The sequence below is a fragment of the Sphingobacterium thermophilum genome (genome assembly GCF_039541675.1).
Classification (GTDB): domain Bacteria; phylum Bacteroidota; class Bacteroidia; order Sphingobacteriales; family Sphingobacteriaceae; genus Sphingobacterium; species Sphingobacterium thermophilum.
Genome location: NZ_BAABGR010000002.1, coordinates 84,294 through 100,694 on the forward strand (window position 1 = coordinate 84,294; position 16,401 = coordinate 100,694).

The following is a 16,401-nucleotide window of genomic DNA, read 5'->3' on the forward strand; positions in this document are numbered from 1 at the left end:
AATAATTATGCAGCTATTCTTCACACCTGATATCGAACCTCATCATACTTCTTTTCTATTAAGTGAGGAAGAGAGCAAACATGCAGTACGTGTTTTGCGTCTTAGCGAAGGAGAGAAAATACACCTTGTGGATGGCAAGGGAGGTTTGTACGAAACAGAAATCATAGACGCCCATCCTAAACGTACCACCCTACGTGTTATCTCTGTACAACAAGAGTTTGGGCTTTTACCTTATCAGGTACATATTGCGGTGGCTCCCACCAAAAATATAGACCGTATAGAATGGTTTTTAGAGAAAGCAACAGAGATCGGGTTAACTTCTTTTACGCCCATAATCTGTGAGCATTCCGAACGCAAGGAAGTGAAAGTTGAAAGGCTTGAAAAGGTCGCTATAGCAGCTATGAAGCAGTCCTTGAAAGCTTATTTGCCTCAGATCAATCCGGCTATTTCTTTTACTAAATTTATAGATTCCTATAAAGACCAATCTCTTTTCAAGGGAATTGCACATTGTGAGGAGGGAGAAAAGAAATATATTCATACTGTCTTTGCTCCTAAGCAAAGTTATCTTATCCTGATAGGTCCGGAGGGTGATTTCTCCCCAAAAGAAATAAGCCAGGCTATGGATGCTGGCTTTATTCCTTTGTCTTTGGGAGAATCCAGATTGCGTACCGAGACGGCGGCTCTAGCTTCTGTTTTGGAAGTTTCTCTTCTCAATCGATAAATTAATTATTTGATTATTTCTGCATCTACAATCTGAATCTCCGAATTTCCTTTTAATGGTTCGGGATTAAATTTCATTTTACCTCTAATCTTAATCGGTTCTTCGGTAAATTTTATGCTTCCCTTTTTCATGAAAATCTCCACCATAGGAGGGATACCGTTGGAGCCGCAAAACTGACATTGAGCTACAGGCAAAACTGATAGCATAAAGTTGCTGTGGTTGCGGCCGCTATGTAGCGGTATAAGATATCCCGGAAGGTCGACGATTTTATTTTCCAGCTTTTTCAGTGCTGGAGGATAGTACGGTGTGTACACCTTTTTGTTCCCTTGCGTCGTTACCTTATACATCATCTTGTCTATCGCTTCCCATGTGCTATTCATCATGGGGGTATGGTCGGGAATTTCATCCCCACCGAAGTTGTTATTTCGGATTTGTGCCTGAGCAGCAAAGCAAGATACGATAAGAGCTAGAACGAAAATATATTTTTTCATGTTTTATTTTGATGCTAATGTTTTAGAAATTGTTGTTTTATAAGCTTTTATTGCCGGGATGATGCTGGCGATGATGCCTATGGCTATCGCTGCAGCAACTATTAAAAATTCATTAGGGAGTACGTTGAAAGCTTCTATAAAATCTGCACTCTGACTCGTTTTACTGCTGATAAAAAGCAGTATAAGATGTCCTAGGACAAAACCTATTACGCCCCCCAGAAAAGTTATCACTACTCCTTCGACAATAGTCAATGCAAAAAGTTTAACTTTGCTAGCTCCCAATGTACGCATGATAGCCAAATCATATTTTCGGTCTTTCAGCGCATTGTATAGGCTGATGAAGACACTGAAGCCAGCGATAACCATGATAATATAAGCCAGCACTTCCAATGAATCTAGTCCCACCCCTAGTAGAGCGAAGATTCTGGAGCTTTCGATGGCCGGTGATGCTGCCTGCATGCTAGTACTTTGATTTACCATCCGAGGAATTACGGAAAGAGCCGCAGGAGAATTGTATTTGACTAAGAGGGCAGTAATTTCCACTCCTTGATTTTCTAGCATGTCGGCTCCTATATTCTTAATGAATTCTGCATTTTGGGGCTTTTCTTTTACCAAAACTTCTTCTCCACTTTCTTCGTCGTGCTGGTGGATTTCATAATCATGATTATGGTCATGTTCGTGTTCGTATTCATGGTCATGATGGGCTTGTGTTGCTACCGCGCTAGGATGTTGATGGTCATGTTCTTCATGATGATGGCTGTGGTCATGATCGTGATGGTGGCCTTCTTCATGTAAATGTTCGTTATGATGTTCGATACCATGTACATCCCATACGCTGGCAAGGTTAGTTAAGATAAGGTTGTCCACCACGGAATGTGCTGTTTCTAAAATGCCAACAACTGTAAAAGGATGTTCGTCATGTTGGTGTGCATCTGCTGAGAGACCATGAGCACTAAAAATTTGGTCACCGATTTTAAGCTTGTGCTTACGTTGTACTTCTGCGCCGATGACAATTTCGAAAGACTTTTTCCACAGACGTCCCTGGCTTATTTTCAGCTCATACAGATCTAAGAACGTAGCGTCCGTCCCTATGATACGGTGGCCTTTATAGTTGTCTCCTAAGGAGATGGGTACTGCCAACTGTACGAGAGGATTGTCTACTATCTTAGCGGCTTCCGCGAGAGGGATGTTGCCGGTAGGATTGTCTACGTGATACAGCGAACTAAGGATAAGTTGCATGGGGCTACCTTTAGCTCCAACAACTAGGTCTATATTCTTTGTGTTGTTTTCCAGCTGTTTTTCGAACGTTGCGGCACTGAAATAGATGACTATGAGTATAGACACGCCAAACGCTGTCAGAAGTATACTCAGCAATGTGGATCCAATCTGTTGTGTAATGTTTTTCCAAACAAGATATAATGTGTTCATGATTTTGCGTTCTCCTTATAGCTGATATGTGTTTTGGAAATACGGTTTTATCCTTGTGTCGTGTGTGGCGATAAGCAAGGTCACATCAAACTTTTCGGCTGTATCGAAAAGTAAGTCCATGACATATTTGGTGTTGGTGTCATCCAGTGCCGCCGTAGGTTCGTCGGCAATGAGGATTTTTGGATTGTTGATGACGGCACGTGCTATGGCAGCGCGCTGAAGCTGGCCACGACTTAGCTCATGAGGATAGGCGTCAGCTTTTTCTTGCATCTGCAATTTATCCAATACAGCCATGACAGCCTGTTTGTCCTGTTTAGCTTTGGCCAGATATTGTGCCAGTATAATATTTTCGGCTACGGTCAGGTTTTTGAGCAGGTGTGCATCCTGAAAGATGAAACCTATATTTTGAGCTCTGAACAAATCCCTTTTTTCTTCATTCCATAAGTAAATGTCTTGATCTTCGATAAATACTTTTCCGGAATGCGGGAAGGAAAGACCACCTAATAGATGTAATAAGGTCGTCTTGCCGCATCCTGACTCTCCCAGCAGCAACGTATGTTGATGTCTGGAGATCTGGATGGTAGGAAAGGTTATCACATCCGATGAGGCATATTTGAATGAGAGATTTTCCGAACGTATCATAAGTCTTTATACATACTGAAATTGAAGATTAAAGGTATAGACTATCGGTTATAAAAGGAAATTCTATTGAAATTATTACAACAATCAGGCAAAAGCTAGCATCCATTTCATTTTTAATCTTTTTTAATTATTCGTTTAATTAAGATTCATTCTCTTTTCACATCCACTTCATATAGGTGCTCTTAAGTTGGGTATAGGCACTAAAGGTATCTTAGAAAATACTGTCCTTTCCAATTGGGGAACAGGATTGGACGTAGAGCATGACGTCCCGCTTAGCTTTATAGGCACTAAAAGGTGGACCATAGGCCTCTAACGTTGTAGTAAAATATCTATAAAAAGATTTCTTTTATTTATAAAAGAAGTCTTTTTGTTTTTTAATAAAAGTAATTTTAGTTAAGGAATTATTTTTTATCTCAAGAAATTGTTTAGTTATGGAAATTAAAACTTCATCCAAGTTTATTGCAGAGCTGATAGGTACTTTCGGTTTAGTATTGTTCGGCTGTGGGGCAGCTGCGATTGCGGGAGGCACCACTTTGGCTGGAACCTCCGGTCTTGGTTTGTTGGGAATTTCTTTGGCCTTCGGCTTGTCCGTAGTGGTATTTGCCTATGCCATAGGAGGTGTCAGCGGTTGTCATATCAATCCTGCTGTGACTGTGGGGATGCTGTGCGCCCGACGTATAGCCGCCAAAGACGCTATAGTTTATATTATAGCACAATTTGCGGGGGCTACACTAGCAGCTTTTGTGCTTTCGCAGATTTTGGCAGGTCAGATGGGTGGTTTTACGGCAGCAGAGTGGGCTTATGGGTCCAATGGCTGGGGTAAAGGCTATCAAAATGAATACGATATGGCTGCTGCATTGATTGTAGAGGCCTTGTTGACAGCTATCTTTTTGTTTGTCATTTTGGCGACAACGTCGAAGCTAGGAAACAGCACTATGGCAGGACTCGCTATAGGTTTAACTTTGGTGTTGATACACTTGGTTGCCATTCCGGTGACGGGAACCTCGGTAAATCCCGCAAGAAGTTTTGGGCCGGCAATCTTCGCCGGAGGTAAGGCTTTATCACAACTGTGGTTGTTTATGGTAGCCCCTACGATAGGAGCCATTATAGGATCGGTACTTTGGCTTATGGTTCATACGGAAGATAAATAATAGTTCTTTGTTTAAAGGTGGGGTAGGTTCAACGAAAAGTTGAACCTTTTCTTTTTCTCCATTTTCTTAATTTGAATTGTCGGTAAAATAGTATCTTTGTATTAATGGATAATTTTATTGTTTCTGCTCGTAAATACCGCCCTGTAACCTTTGATTCGGTTGTGGGACAGCAGCATATTACTAACACCCTCAAAAATGCTATCCATAACAACCAGCTGGCTCAGGCCTTTTTGTTTTGTGGTCCTAGGGGTGTTGGTAAGACTACCTGTGCGCGTATTTTGGCAAAAACAATCAATTGCGAGCATATTTCCGATACGGTAGAAGCTTGCGGCGAATGCGCTAGCTGTAAGTCTTTCCAGCAAGGGGCTTCTTTCAGCATTCATGAGCTGGATGCCGCATCCAACAATTCGGTAGACGATATCCGTAACCTTATCGAGCAGGTTCGTATTCCCCCTCAGTCGGGAAAGTACAAAATCTATATCATCGATGAGGTTCATATGCTTTCGCAAGCGGCGTTCAATGCTTTCCTTAAAACTTTGGAAGAACCTCCTTCGTATGCTATTTTCATCTTAGCGACGACAGAAAAACATAAGATTCTGCCTACCATTCTTTCACGTTGTCAGATCTTTGACTTCAACAGAATCAAGGTAGAAGATATGGCAAATCATCTTGCTAATATTGCGCAGAAAGAAGGGGTGACTTACGAGGCAGATGCCTTACATGTCATTGCCCAAAAGGCGGATGGCGGCTTGCGTGACGCACTTTCCATGTTCGATCAGCTGGTAAGTTTCTCAAACAGAAACCTTACCTATCAGGCTGTCATAGATAACCTGAATATTCTGGATTACGATTATTATTTCAGGTTGATGCAGGCTATAGCTGCGGAAGATGCAGCAGAAGCCTTGCTAATTTTTGATAACATCCTTAATAAAGGTTTTGACGGAGGACATTTCATTGCCGGCCTTTCCAACCATCTTCGCAATTTGCTGGTTACCAAAGAACCTAAGACCTTGAAGCTATTGGACGTCAGCGAAAATGTGAAGAAAAAATATTTTGAGCAGTCCGCCAATCTAAGTACAGGACTGTTACTTTCCGCTTTGAATATTGCAAATCAATGCGAAATTTCCTATAAGTCGAGCCGCAACCAACGTTTGCAGGTAGAGCTTGCTCTGTTGAAAATGTGTCATATTGCTACCGCTATTAAGCTTGGCGTAAAGGGCATTTCAACGGCACAAGTTGATGTAAAAAAAAAACTCCCTGAACCTGTAGCAGTTAAATCCACATCTGCTGTTTTAGCAGCTCCCGAGACAAAGTCTGTAACCTCTATGGGAGTACCAAAGCCGGTAGCTTCACCTTCACAGACCTCCCTTCCGAAAAGTAATAATTCTGACAAGCCGACAACTTTTGCTGAACCTAAACGTGCCTATACCTCTGGAAAAGGATGGGGCAATGTCAAAGCATCGCTAGCGGTACCTAGTCTTACTTCTGTCTTTGAGGAAAAGGAGGTAGAAGTTGCGGAAGAAAACGAACTAATCCAAGGGTCAGAGTTTAGAGAAGTAACTTTCAACGCATTTATCAACAAATGGAATGCGTTGGCAGAAAAGTTTAAAAAAGAAAACCGTATTACACTGTACACGATTATGACTGCCAATGAGCCTAGGTTGAAAGGCAATATCATTGAAATCGATGTGGAAAATATGGTGCAGAGTGATCAGTTAAGGGAGGGTAAGATAGACATCCTGAACTATCTGCGTGTGGAGCTCCAAAACTTTGCTTTAGACTTGGTATCGCACCAGGTAGAACAAGCCGTGGTGCGAAAAGCTTACACTTCTCAAGAGAAGTATCAAGCAATGGTTGAAAAAAATCCAGCCCTTGAAGTACTACGCAAAACTTTCAATTTAGGACTAAGTTAACAGACAATAAAAAAACAGAAGAACAGTTCTTCTAAATATATCATAAGAATGCAACACAATTTCCAACGCAGAGAAAGAGCAGAACAAAAAGAGTCAAACCAAATGGTTTTTGGTATTCGTGCCGTGATAGAAGCTATAGACAGCGGTAAAGAGATAGAATCCTTGTTTATCCAGCGAGGCTTGAGCGGCAGCTTGATGTTGGAGTTGAAAGCTTTAATCAAAGAGCGTAATATTGGTTATCAGCAGGTTCCGGTAGAAAAACTTAATCGTATAACGCGTAAAAATCATCAAGGTGTTATTGCCGTAATTTCTCCTATCACCTACCAAAATATTGAAGATATTCTTCCTGCTATCTATGAAAAGGGCGAAACTCCTTTATTATTGATGTTGGATGGTGTTACGGACGTACGCAATATGGGAGCCATAGCACGTACGGCGGAATGCGCAGGAGTGCATGCTATCATCGTACCTAAAAAAGGATCTGCAGAAATCAATCCGGACGCGATAAAGACTTCAGCTGGAGCTTTATATAAAATTCCTGTATGTCGTCATGACTCCTTAAGTAAGATAGGTAAGTTTCTGATAGAGTCGGGTGTACAGTTGGTAGTAAGTACGGAAAAGACACAAGATTCTATATACGATGTAGATTATACCGTGCCTACATGCATCATCATGGGAGCTGAAGATGTAGGAGTGTCGGACGAGCTTATCCGCATCTCAGATAAGCTGGCTAAGATACCTATGTTTGGAGAAATAGAATCCCTGAATGTATCCGTGTCCGCTGCCGTAGTTATCTATGAAGCCATTAGGCAGCGAAATATTAAATAGTATTGTAAAAACCACGCATAAACGCATAGAAGCCTTATGAATCAGAAATCATAAGGCTTCTATGCGTTTATATACAGTATATATGAGTTTTTACTTGTAGTACCTTTTAACTTTCTGAAGGAATTAAAGGTAAAATCCTTAACTTCGTACAATCAACCTAAGATATATGAAAAAGCGTGTGGTGAAGACTGCCTTGGCAGTACTTTTTTTGTTATCTCAATCAGCGAGTTTTGCACAGCAGCTGAAGATTGAAGAGGCTATTTTAAAAGATCTTAAGAGCTTTTATTACATTGATTTTTCGAAATACCCTAAAAATCTAAAAAATCTTCCTATTGGTGTTTTCGATTCAGGAACCGGAGGTCTGACGGTACTGGATGCCTTGGTGAATTTTGATCAGTACGATAATGTGTCGCAGGCAGCCGGTAAGGACGGTAAGCTAGATTTTCAAAGTGAGAAGTTTATTTACTTGGCAGACCAAGCTAACATGCCTTATGGCAACTACAATGCTGCCGGCAAGGACGATTTGCTGAAGGAGCATATCATTAAAGATTTTCAGTTCCTTTTAGGTAATAAATATTACCAAAAGGCTGAAGATCAGAATTTCAAAAAGGATAAGGAGCCCGTGAAAGCTATCGTCATCGCATGTAATACGGCTACAGCCTATGGCTTTCATGATGCTTTGAAATTTATGGAGAAGACCGGTCTAAATATTCCCGTAATAGGAGTTATCAATGCTGCGGTCCGAGGTACATTATCTTTTTTTGATAAGGATGAAAATGGTTCTATCGGTGTTTTTGCTACGGTGGGAACCATAGCATCGAAAGGTTATGAGCGTACCCTTCGTGAGCAGATACAGGCCTTAGGCTACAAAGGAGATATACAGATTTTCAATCAGGGAGGCTATGGGCTTGCAGAAGCTGTGGATGAGGAGCCTAACTTTCTTCGTAGGGACGTGAGTGCTCCTTGGGAAAGTTATCGTGGCCCTTCGTTGGATAACCCGCAGTACAAGATTGATAAAGCCTTGCTGGAGGTTTATAATTTCAAGAAGGAAAATAATGCCCTCCTTTGTGATGACCCTAACCTAGATGACTGCTCGGTAATTCAACTCAACGATGCGGAAAATTATGTGCGATACCATTTGGTGTCATTGATGGAGCAGATGCGTCGTACACCAGATGCTCAACCTTTGAAAGCTCTGATCTTGGGATGTACGCATTATCCTTATCTGGTAAAAGAGATCGATACCGTGTTTGCAGAGTTACGTAACTACAAAGATAGATCGGGAAATTATGTTTATCGCCATTTGATTGACGATAATATTCATATCATTGATCCTTCGGAGTATGTGGCTAAGGAATTGTATGAGTCGTTGGCAGCTAGAAATCTTTTCAGCGACAAAGCTCACAACATGTGGGAGCAATCGGAATTCTATATATCCGTTCCGAATGTAACAAATAGACATGTGGTGCTTGATGAAACAGGACGTTTTACGTACGACTATAAATACGGACGCCATGTAGGGGAAATCCAAGAGTATATCAAAAATGTACCGTTTGACAGGGATAATATTTCGGAGGAGACCTTGAGCCGCTTCAAAAAGTTGATTCCGAATACCTTCAAGCTGATGGAAAACTTCTCGCTAAAAAATAAGAAAACCCCGATACTTAGATCCTAAGAAAAGAATATAAAAAAAGAGACTATCTAGGATAGTCTCTTTTTTTATGAGGTAAGACAGGCAGAATTAATATCTGCTGCTGCTTCTTGATTCGCGTCTTTTGCCGGAGAAGTCACGGAAGCCTCCATTACGTTCTCTACGTCCGTTGCGGTCTTTTCTGTCTTCTCTGTCGCTACCATTACGTCCGCTTTTCGAACGACGTCCGCCTTTGTCGGACTTGCTGTCTCCCGATAGCTCGATACGTACTTGACGTCCTTTGAAATCAACGCCTTTGAAGCCTTCGAACACTTTGTTTACCTCACTGTCTTCCACTTCAAAGAAGGTGTAAACCCCTTTAAGGTCGATCTTGCCGATAGCCTTGCCTGAAATTTTAGCGTTGTTGCAGATATATCCAAGCATATCGCCACGACTGAAATCGTCCACAGAACCTAAGTTCATAAACAGACGGGTGAACCCTTTCGAAGATTTACGTCCTGCACGATCTCCTTTGCTGCTGCTTTCGCGTGCATCGATGTTAAGGTCCGGTGCATTTTTGTAGTATTCTAAGAAGCGGTTGAACTCCAAAGAGGCGAAACGTTTGATGATTTCTTCTTTCGAAAGGTGTTGCAACGACTCTTCGATAGCTGGTAGGAAAGGAGTGATCTGTTCTTCATTTACTTCTACATTGTGGATTCTGTCCACGATGGCAAAAAGTTGTTTTTCACAGACTTCCTGACCTGACGGTACCTGCTTACGGATGAAAGGCTTGCCGATGATCTTTTCGATGTGACGGATTTTACTCATTTCCTTCACATTGATAAGAGATATCGACGTACCTGTTTTTCCGGCGCGGGCGGTACGTCCGGAGCGGTGGGTGTAGTTTTCTACTTCATCCGGTAGGGAGAAGTTGATGACGTGCGTTACATCATTCACGTCAATACCGCGTGCTGCCACATCCGTAGCGATAAGCAGCTGTAAGCTGCGTTCGCGGTAACGTTTCATCACCTTGTCGCGCTGTTGTTGCGATAAGTCGCCATGTAATGCATCGGCATTATATCCATCTTTGATAAGTGCCTCTGCTATCTCTTGGGTTTCGATTTTGGTTCGGCAGAATACGATACCGAAAATTTCAGGGTAAAAGTCGACGATACGCTTGAAAGCAGCATACTTGTCTCTGGCTTTTACCACATAATAATGGTGCTCGATATTAGCGTTACCTGTGTTTTTTGCTCCTACAGTCAGTTCGAAAGGGTCTGTCATGTAGTTTTGTGCGATGCGGCGTACTTCTTTAGGCATGGTTGCCGAGAAAAGCCATGTTTTTTTGTCTTTTGGTGTTTCTGAAAGGATGCTGTTAATATCCTCTTGGAAACCCATGTTTAACATTTCGTCTGCTTCATCCAACACCACATACTCGATGTTTGAGAAATCGACAGCATCTCTGTTGATGATGTCCAGCATGCGGCCTGGTGTAGCAACTATAATCTGTACACCTCTTCTGATTTGGCGTAATTGATCGCTAATGTTAGCACCACCATATACAGCAACAACATGTACGTCGTTGAGGTATTTGGCAAATTTTTCTAAGTCTTTGGCGATTTGTAAACAAAGCTCTCGGGTTGGACATAGTACCAACGCCTGAGGATGTTTTTTCGAAAAGTCGATTTTTTCTAATAATGGTAGACCAAAAGCCGCTGTCTTACCTGTGCCGGTTTGGGCTAATCCGACAAAATCGTCGTTGCCAGTCAATAATACAGGAATGGCTTTTTCCTGAATCTCTGAAGGTTTTTGAAAACCTATTTCTGTGATGGCATTAACAACTTCCTCACGGATTCCCAGTTCTAAAAATGGGTTCATGAATTCAATTATACAATAGGCTCTATTGCCTAAGGCACGGCAAAGGTATGAATAATTTTGCTAAAATCCTAATGTTTAATGGATTGACGTAGAGGAATTACTACCTTGAGCTCTAATCCTTTACAAATAGTTGTATTTGAAACAATCTGTAAAAAATATAAAGGGCTAAGAGGTAGGGTTTTTTATGGATAACATGCGAGCCGTAATTTGTATATAGGCTCGCTTTTGTAAGTGCATAAAATTTATCCCCATTTCCATGCGAGGATTCGCATTTTCTTTTGTCCCTGCTCTACAGGGATGATTTCTACGTGTGCTTTGTGATATTCCAATACTGCTATCAGAGGCTTGAGATGGGCTTTGTCGGATACCAACGAGGTAATCCAGTTTAGTTGGTCTTTAAACTTTTGACTTTCGTAAATCAACGAGGTGATGAAAGCTTTTTCTCCTCCCGGACACCACAGCTCGTTAGGATGACCGGCAAAGTTCTGTACGGTAGGAGCAGTGGTTGCTTTTTTAAGGTTTTGAAATTTTTTGGTGCTTTTGGTCCAATTATCTTCTCTGGATTTGAAAAAAGGTGGATTACAGATTACCACATCGAAATGATCTTTTTGATGGATGATGTTTTCCAGTATTTTAGTTCTGTCCGGTTGGAAACGTAGCTCGATTTTTTTCTTCAGCCAAGGGTTGTGCTGAATGTTGAGCTCGGCTTGTCGAAGGGAGTGACGGTCAATTTCTGTCCCTACAAATTTCCATTCGTATTCTTGGGTCCCCAAAAGAGGATAAATGAGGCTGGAACCTGTTCCTATGTCTAGGACAGTCACTTTGTTGCCTTTTGGGATGTGGCCTTGCTGCTCAGCGGCTAAGAGGTCTGCTACATGATGGATATAGTCTGCTCTTCCGGGGACGGCAGGACAAAGGCTGTTGGGCGTTAGTTGCCAGTATTTCAGCTTGTAGTCGGCAAACAATAAGGCTTTGTTAAGCTCGAAGACTGCTTTAGGGTCCGAGAAATCAATAGTTTCTCGACTTTCTGTACGGATGATATATGTTTGTAGCTCGGGGTTTGCAGCTTTAAGCTTCTGCATATTATAACCCCGAAGATGTTTGTTTCTAGGATGCATAAATGAATGTTTGAACCTTCGAAGGTACTTTTTTAAATCGAAATTTCAGTTATTGGTCTTTCATTTTTGATAAGTTACATTTGTTTGTGGAAATATTAGTAAATTTGCATTTCACGGATTTCAGCCGGCAAGCAATGTAGTTGTATGCATTGTGGTTGAAATCTTTTATCAATCGTTTTTATAATAATTTAAAATCATATTTGTTAATGATTAATATTACACTACCTGACGGTTCAGTACGTCAGTATGAAAAAGGGACAACAGCAATGCAGATTGCGTTGTCGATCTCAGAAGGGTTAGCGCGAAATGTATTGGCTGCCGAAGTGAATGGTGAGGTATGGGATGCTTCGCGTCCTATAGAGCAGGATTCCTCGGTGAAATTGTTGACGTGGAACGACGACAAGGGCAAGTCTACCTTCTGGCATTCGTCGGCACACTTGTTGGCCGAAGCGTTGGAAGCATTGTATCCGGGTATCAAATTCGGTATAGGTCCAGCTATAGATACGGGCTTCTACTATGATGTGGATTTCGGCGACAGAGAGTTTTCGTCGGACGACTTCAAGAAGATTGAGGATAAGATGCTGGAGCTAGCCAAGCAGAAAGAGGTCTTCGAGCGGAAGCCGGTTTCCAAGGCTGAAGCATTGGAATATTTCACACAAAAGGGTGATGAGTACAAGCTGGACTTAATTAAAGATTTGGAAGACGGTACTATCACTTTCTACACACAAGGAAACTTTACAGATTTATGCCGTGGTCCACATATTCCGCATACAGGTTTTATCAAGGCGGTGAAGCTTACTAACGTTGCAGGGGCATATTGGAGAGGGGATGAGACACGTAAGCAACTTACTCGTATTTATGGGGTTACCTTCCCTAAAGCTTCGGAACTTACCGAATATCTCAAATTTATTGAGGAAGCCAAGAAGCGAGACCACCGTAAGCTGGGTAAAGAATTAGAGCTTTTTGCCTTTTCGGAGAAGGTAGGTGCCGGCTTGCCTTTATGGTTGCCAAAAGGTACGGCGTTGCGTCAGAAGCTTCAAGATTTCTTGCAGAAGGCGCAGCTTAAAGCAGGCTATGAGCCGGTAATCACGCCGCATATCGGTAACAAGCAACTTTATATCACTTCGGGGCACTATGAAAAATATGGAGCGGATTCGTTTCAGCCTATACACACGCCTATCGAAGGGGAAGAGTTTTTCTTGAAACCGATGAACTGTCCGCATCACTGTGAGATATACAAAACAAAGCCACGTTCGTACAAAGACCTTCCTATCCGTTTTGCGGAGTTCGGAACAGTATATCGCTACGAACAGTCAGGAGAGTTGCATGGGTTGACCCGTGTTCGTGGGTTCACACAAGATGATGCGCACCTGTTCTGTCGTCCCGACCAGGTTAAGGACGAGTTCAAAAAGGTTATCGACTTAGTGTTGTACGTATTTAACGCACTGGGCTTTAATGACTATATCGCTCAGGTGTCACTAAGAGATCCAGAAAACAAAACCAAATATATCGGCTCGGAAGAGAACTGGGCTTTGGCGGAAAGCGCTATCATTGAAGCAGCACAGGAAAAGGGTCTTAAGACCGTGGTAGAGTATGGTGAGGCCGCCTTCTACGGCCCTAAGTTGGACTTTATGGTGAAAGACGCTTTGGGACGTAAGTGGCAGTTAGGAACTATTCAAGTGGACTACAATCTTCCTGAGCGTTTTGAGTTGGAATATACCGGTTCGGACAACCAGAAGCACCGTCCGGTGATGATTCACCGTGCGCCATTCGGTTCGTTGGAGCGTTTCGTAGCAGTATTGATTGAGCATTGTGGAGGTCAGTTCCCATTATGGCTTGCTCCAGAGCAGTTTATCGTCTTGCCGGTATCAGAAAAATATGAAGAATATGCACAAAATCTTTTAGATTCGCTAAATAATTCCGATATTCGCGGTCTGATTGATCTTCGTGATGAAAAGGTAGGACGCAAGATCCGTGACGCCGAAGTGAAGAAGATACCTTACATGCTGATTGTAGGGGAGAAAGAGATAGAAAGCGGCACGGTTTCTGTTCGTAAGCATGGGTCAGTGGATTTAGGATCCATGACTGCTGACGAATTTAGAGATTTATTAATTAAAGAAATCACTGTTTAAACTTTAACATTTGGCATTAAAAAAAACTAGTGGCCCAAGACCACCGATGAAAAAGAAAGAACCAGAACACCGTATAAACGATGCTATTCGTGTACCAGAAGTACGTTTGGTAGGAGATAATATCGAGCAGGGTGTGTATCCTACTCGTCAGGCATTAGAGATGGCGGATGAGATGGGATTGGATTTAGTGGAAATTTCGCCAAACGCTGTTCCTCCTGTTTGTAAAATTCTGGATTATAGCAAATTCGTTTACGAACAAAAGAAGAAACAGAAGGAGATCAAAGCGAATGCGAAGCAAACCGTCATCAAGGAAATTCGCTTCGGTCCTAATACCAGTGATCACGACTTCGACTTCAAGTTGAAACATGCTATACGTTTCCTTGAGGCAGGAGAGAAGGTACGTGCATACGTTCACTTCAAAGGTCGTGCAATAGTTTTTAAAGAGCAGGGAGAAATCCTGTTATTACGTTTTGCACAAGCTTTGGAAGACTACGGTAAAGTTGAACTATTGCCAAAATTGGAGGGGAAACGTATGTTCCTGACCATCGCTCCTAAAGGGAAAAAATAAAAAAGAATTCTAACAGATTGATAAAAAATATAAGTAAGTATTATGCCAAAAGTAAAAACCAATTCCAGCGCTAAAAAGCGTTTCAAATTAACTGGAACAGGTAAAATTGCAAGAAAAAGCGCTTTCAAAAGCCACATCTTGACAAAGAAAACAACTAAACAAAAACGTAACTTAACGCACAAGACTTATGTGTCTGACGCAGATTTAGGTAACGTAAAACGTATGTTAACAATTGGTAAATAGTTGTTTTATTCAATTATTATTAATTAACAAGTAACAATATTTTTTAACCGGGTACTGGGTTGTAAGTTCGTTGCGATACACGACGCCTTTTACCAAAAACTAAAATTTTAAAATTATGCCACGTTCGGTTAACGCAGTAGCTTCAAGAAGAAGAAGAAAAAGAATCTTGAAATTAGCCAAAGGCTATTTCGGTTCACGTAGCAAAGTTTATACTATTGCTAAAAATTCAGTAGAAAAAGGTTTACAATACGCTTATCGCGACCGTAAAACCAAAAAACGCGAGTTTAGAGCTTTATGGATCCAACGTATTAACGCTGGAGCTCGTCAACACGGAATTTCATATTCTCAATTTATGGGTAAATTGAATGCTAAAAACATCGGCTTGAACCGTAAAGTTTTAGCTGACTTAGCGTTAAATAACCCAGAAGCTTTCAAAGCAGTAGTTGATGCAGTTAAATAATTAAGTTGTAAACCGCTATCAATTTGTTAGATATACGAAAGGGAACTCATTGAGTTCCCTTTTTGTTTTATTCAAACAGCTTGACCGTGAATTTGCTGTCGGCATCCTCTTCCAATATGTTGGCGCCAGGTCTTGGAGCGAAAGTTTTTACGGAAAGCGTGTTTTTGGTAAGGTTGAAGCGCATAAGACGCATATATCCGTTGCCGCCGTTAGGTCTGCTCTGGTAGTCTGACAAGAAGGATTTGATGACGGTAGAATCCTGTCCGTTGTTAAATTTATATACATCTCTTCTATAGCCTTCACCACTGATGTGTCCACACAGCATGATGATGACATTTTTATGTTTCTTAAAGTTATGATAAATCTTGCTGCCTTGGGAAGTGAAGCTGCTATATCCTTGTTGAGTGCTGGTCCCCGGCGTGGTGATGTTAGCGGTGTTGTTAGTAGGAGCCTTGAGTATGCTATGGCTTACGATGATGACCTTTCTATCCGGAAATTTCTGAATGATACTGTCCGCCCAATGGAAGACTTTGGCTTCATAGTTTGCATTATATAATGCTTCCGAAGGGTTGTTGTATTCGAGATAGAGCACCATGAATTTATGCGCTCCATATTCGAAAAAGTCGTAGTGGTTGTCGCTGTTGTTGGAGCTACCATAGGCGTCTTTGTACCACGGAGTAGCACTGGTCTTCATCACATTTTTTCCGAAATATACACCGTAGCCACTGTTGGTTCCCGGCGACATGGGGTTACCGTATGGTGTTTGGTCGTGATTTCCTACAGCCACGCCAAAAGGAATCTTGGCATCTTTAAGCCGGTAGAGCTGATTTTTGGCGTTTATCCATTCCTGAGAGTTGCCGTCATCGCCATGGTCAACGACATCCCCTAGGTGTGCAACATATTTAATTCTGGAGGTCGTTACATTAGCAAGAATCCAATCGATTTGATATTTAAAGAGGTTCAGGGAGCCACCGTGTTTTTTCGCGGTGTAATACTGAGTGTCTGGAAGGATGGCGATCTGAAAAAAGTCGTCGGAAGAAGAAGAGGAGGCTGCCACCTTTTCTACCTTGCCGAGATTCAATGTGCTTTCTACGAGTTCTACAGACTCCTTGCAGCTCATCAGCAGCGCTGCAGACAGAATAATAACATTCAAATTTTTCATAATATCTGTTTATATTGGTTAATAGATAAGAAGAAA

At 41.7% G+C, this 16,401-nt stretch carries 15 protein-coding genes; 9 read left to right on the forward strand and 6 right to left on the reverse strand.

Translation table 11 applies throughout. From position 1 onward, the window contains the following. Nucleotides 1–7 precede the first annotated feature (7 nt). Nucleotides 8–721, forward strand: coding sequence for a 16S rRNA (uracil(1498)-N(3))-methyltransferase (locus ABD873_RS00515; RefSeq protein WP_039052725.1), 714 nt, complete (start codon nucleotides 8–10; stop codon nucleotides 719–721). Between the two features lie 5 nt (nucleotides 722–726). Here ABD873_RS00515 and ABD873_RS00520 read toward each other — a convergent pair whose 3' ends face one another. From ABD873_RS00520 to ABD873_RS00530, 3 genes are read right to left on the reverse strand one after another with little or no spacing between them, the layout of a single operon-like run. Beyond that, a complete protein-coding gene (locus ABD873_RS00520; protein WP_039052726.1) occupies nucleotides 727–1,212 on the reverse strand; it encodes a hypothetical protein in 486 nt (161 codons plus the stop codon). Nucleotides 1,213–1,215: 3 nt separating this feature from the next. Next, on the reverse strand, nucleotides 1,216–2,640 hold the full coding sequence (locus tag ABD873_RS00525; RefSeq protein WP_345063152.1) for an ABC transporter permease: 1,425 nt from the start codon (nucleotides 2,638–2,640) through the stop codon (nucleotides 1,216–1,218). Nucleotides 2,641–2,655: 15 nt separating this feature from the next. Next, a complete protein-coding gene (locus tag ABD873_RS00530; protein WP_345063154.1) occupies nucleotides 2,656–3,282 on the reverse strand; it encodes an ABC transporter ATP-binding protein in 627 nt (208 codons plus the stop codon). Between the two features lie 431 nt (nucleotides 3,283–3,713). On the opposite strand from ABD873_RS00530, the gene ABD873_RS00535 reads away from it, so the two are divergent. From ABD873_RS00535 to ABD873_RS00550, 4 genes are all read left to right on the forward strand, one after another. Then, nucleotides 3,714–4,433, forward strand: coding sequence for an MIP family channel protein (locus ABD873_RS00535; protein ID WP_345063156.1), 720 nt, complete (start codon nucleotides 3,714–3,716; stop codon nucleotides 4,431–4,433). A gap of 104 nt (nucleotides 4,434–4,537) precedes the next feature. After that, the gene (locus tag ABD873_RS00540; protein WP_345063158.1) at nucleotides 4,538–6,346 is read left to right on the forward strand and encodes a DNA polymerase III subunit gamma/tau; all 1,809 of its coding nucleotides are present in this window, start codon (nucleotides 4,538–4,540) and stop codon (nucleotides 6,344–6,346) included. A gap of 48 nt (nucleotides 6,347–6,394) precedes the next feature. Continuing rightward, nucleotides 6,395–7,174, forward strand: a complete 780-nt coding sequence (gene rlmB, locus ABD873_RS00545) for a 23S rRNA (guanosine(2251)-2'-O)-methyltransferase RlmB (protein ID WP_345063161.1) — start codon at nucleotides 6,395–6,397, stop codon at nucleotides 7,172–7,174. A 166-nt stretch (nucleotides 7,175–7,340) separates the two neighbouring features. Next, nucleotides 7,341–8,849, forward strand: a complete 1,509-nt coding sequence (locus ABD873_RS00550; protein WP_345063164.1) for a glutamate racemase — start codon at nucleotides 7,341–7,343, stop codon at nucleotides 8,847–8,849. A 66-nt stretch (nucleotides 8,850–8,915) separates the two neighbouring features. Here the strand turns inward: ABD873_RS00550 and ABD873_RS00555 are convergent, their stop codons facing one another. Then, nucleotides 8,916–10,682 carry a DEAD/DEAH box helicase gene (locus ABD873_RS00555; RefSeq protein WP_345063168.1) on the reverse strand — a complete coding sequence of 589 codons (1,767 nt, stop codon included), beginning with the start codon at nucleotides 10,680–10,682 and terminating at the stop codon, nucleotides 8,916–8,918. 242 nt (nucleotides 10,683–10,924) lie between these two features. Further along, a complete protein-coding gene (rlmF, locus tag ABD873_RS00560) occupies nucleotides 10,925–11,800 on the reverse strand; it encodes a 23S rRNA (adenine(1618)-N(6))-methyltransferase RlmF (RefSeq protein ID WP_345063171.1) in 876 nt (291 codons plus the stop codon). 206 nt (nucleotides 11,801–12,006) lie between these two features. On the opposite strand from rlmF, the gene thrS reads away from it, so the two are divergent. From thrS to rplT, 4 genes are all read left to right on the forward strand, one after another. Then, nucleotides 12,007–13,932 carry a threonine--tRNA ligase gene (gene thrS / locus ABD873_RS00565; RefSeq protein WP_039053295.1) on the forward strand — a complete coding sequence of 642 codons (1,926 nt, stop codon included), beginning with the start codon at nucleotides 12,007–12,009 and terminating at the stop codon, nucleotides 13,930–13,932. 46 nt (nucleotides 13,933–13,978) lie between these two features. Then, on the forward strand, nucleotides 13,979–14,500 hold the full coding sequence (gene infC / locus ABD873_RS00570; protein WP_052258653.1) for a translation initiation factor IF-3: 522 nt from the start codon (nucleotides 13,979–13,981) through the stop codon (nucleotides 14,498–14,500). A 42-nt stretch (nucleotides 14,501–14,542) separates the two neighbouring features. Beyond that, nucleotides 14,543–14,743, forward strand: a complete 201-nt coding sequence (gene rpmI, locus ABD873_RS00575; RefSeq protein WP_039053296.1) for a 50S ribosomal protein L35 — start codon at nucleotides 14,543–14,545, stop codon at nucleotides 14,741–14,743. Between the two features lie 115 nt (nucleotides 14,744–14,858). After that, entirely contained in the window at nucleotides 14,859–15,203 is a 345-nt protein-coding gene (rplT, locus tag ABD873_RS00580) for a 50S ribosomal protein L20 (protein ID WP_039053297.1), read from the forward strand. A 67-nt stretch (nucleotides 15,204–15,270) separates the two neighbouring features. On the opposite strand, the gene ABD873_RS00585 is transcribed toward rplT, so the two are convergent. Next, nucleotides 15,271–16,365: a metallophosphoesterase gene (locus ABD873_RS00585; protein ID WP_345063187.1), complete on the reverse strand. Its 1,095-nt coding sequence runs from the start codon at nucleotides 16,363–16,365 to the stop codon at nucleotides 15,271–15,273. Nucleotides 16,366–16,401 lie beyond the last annotated feature (36 nt).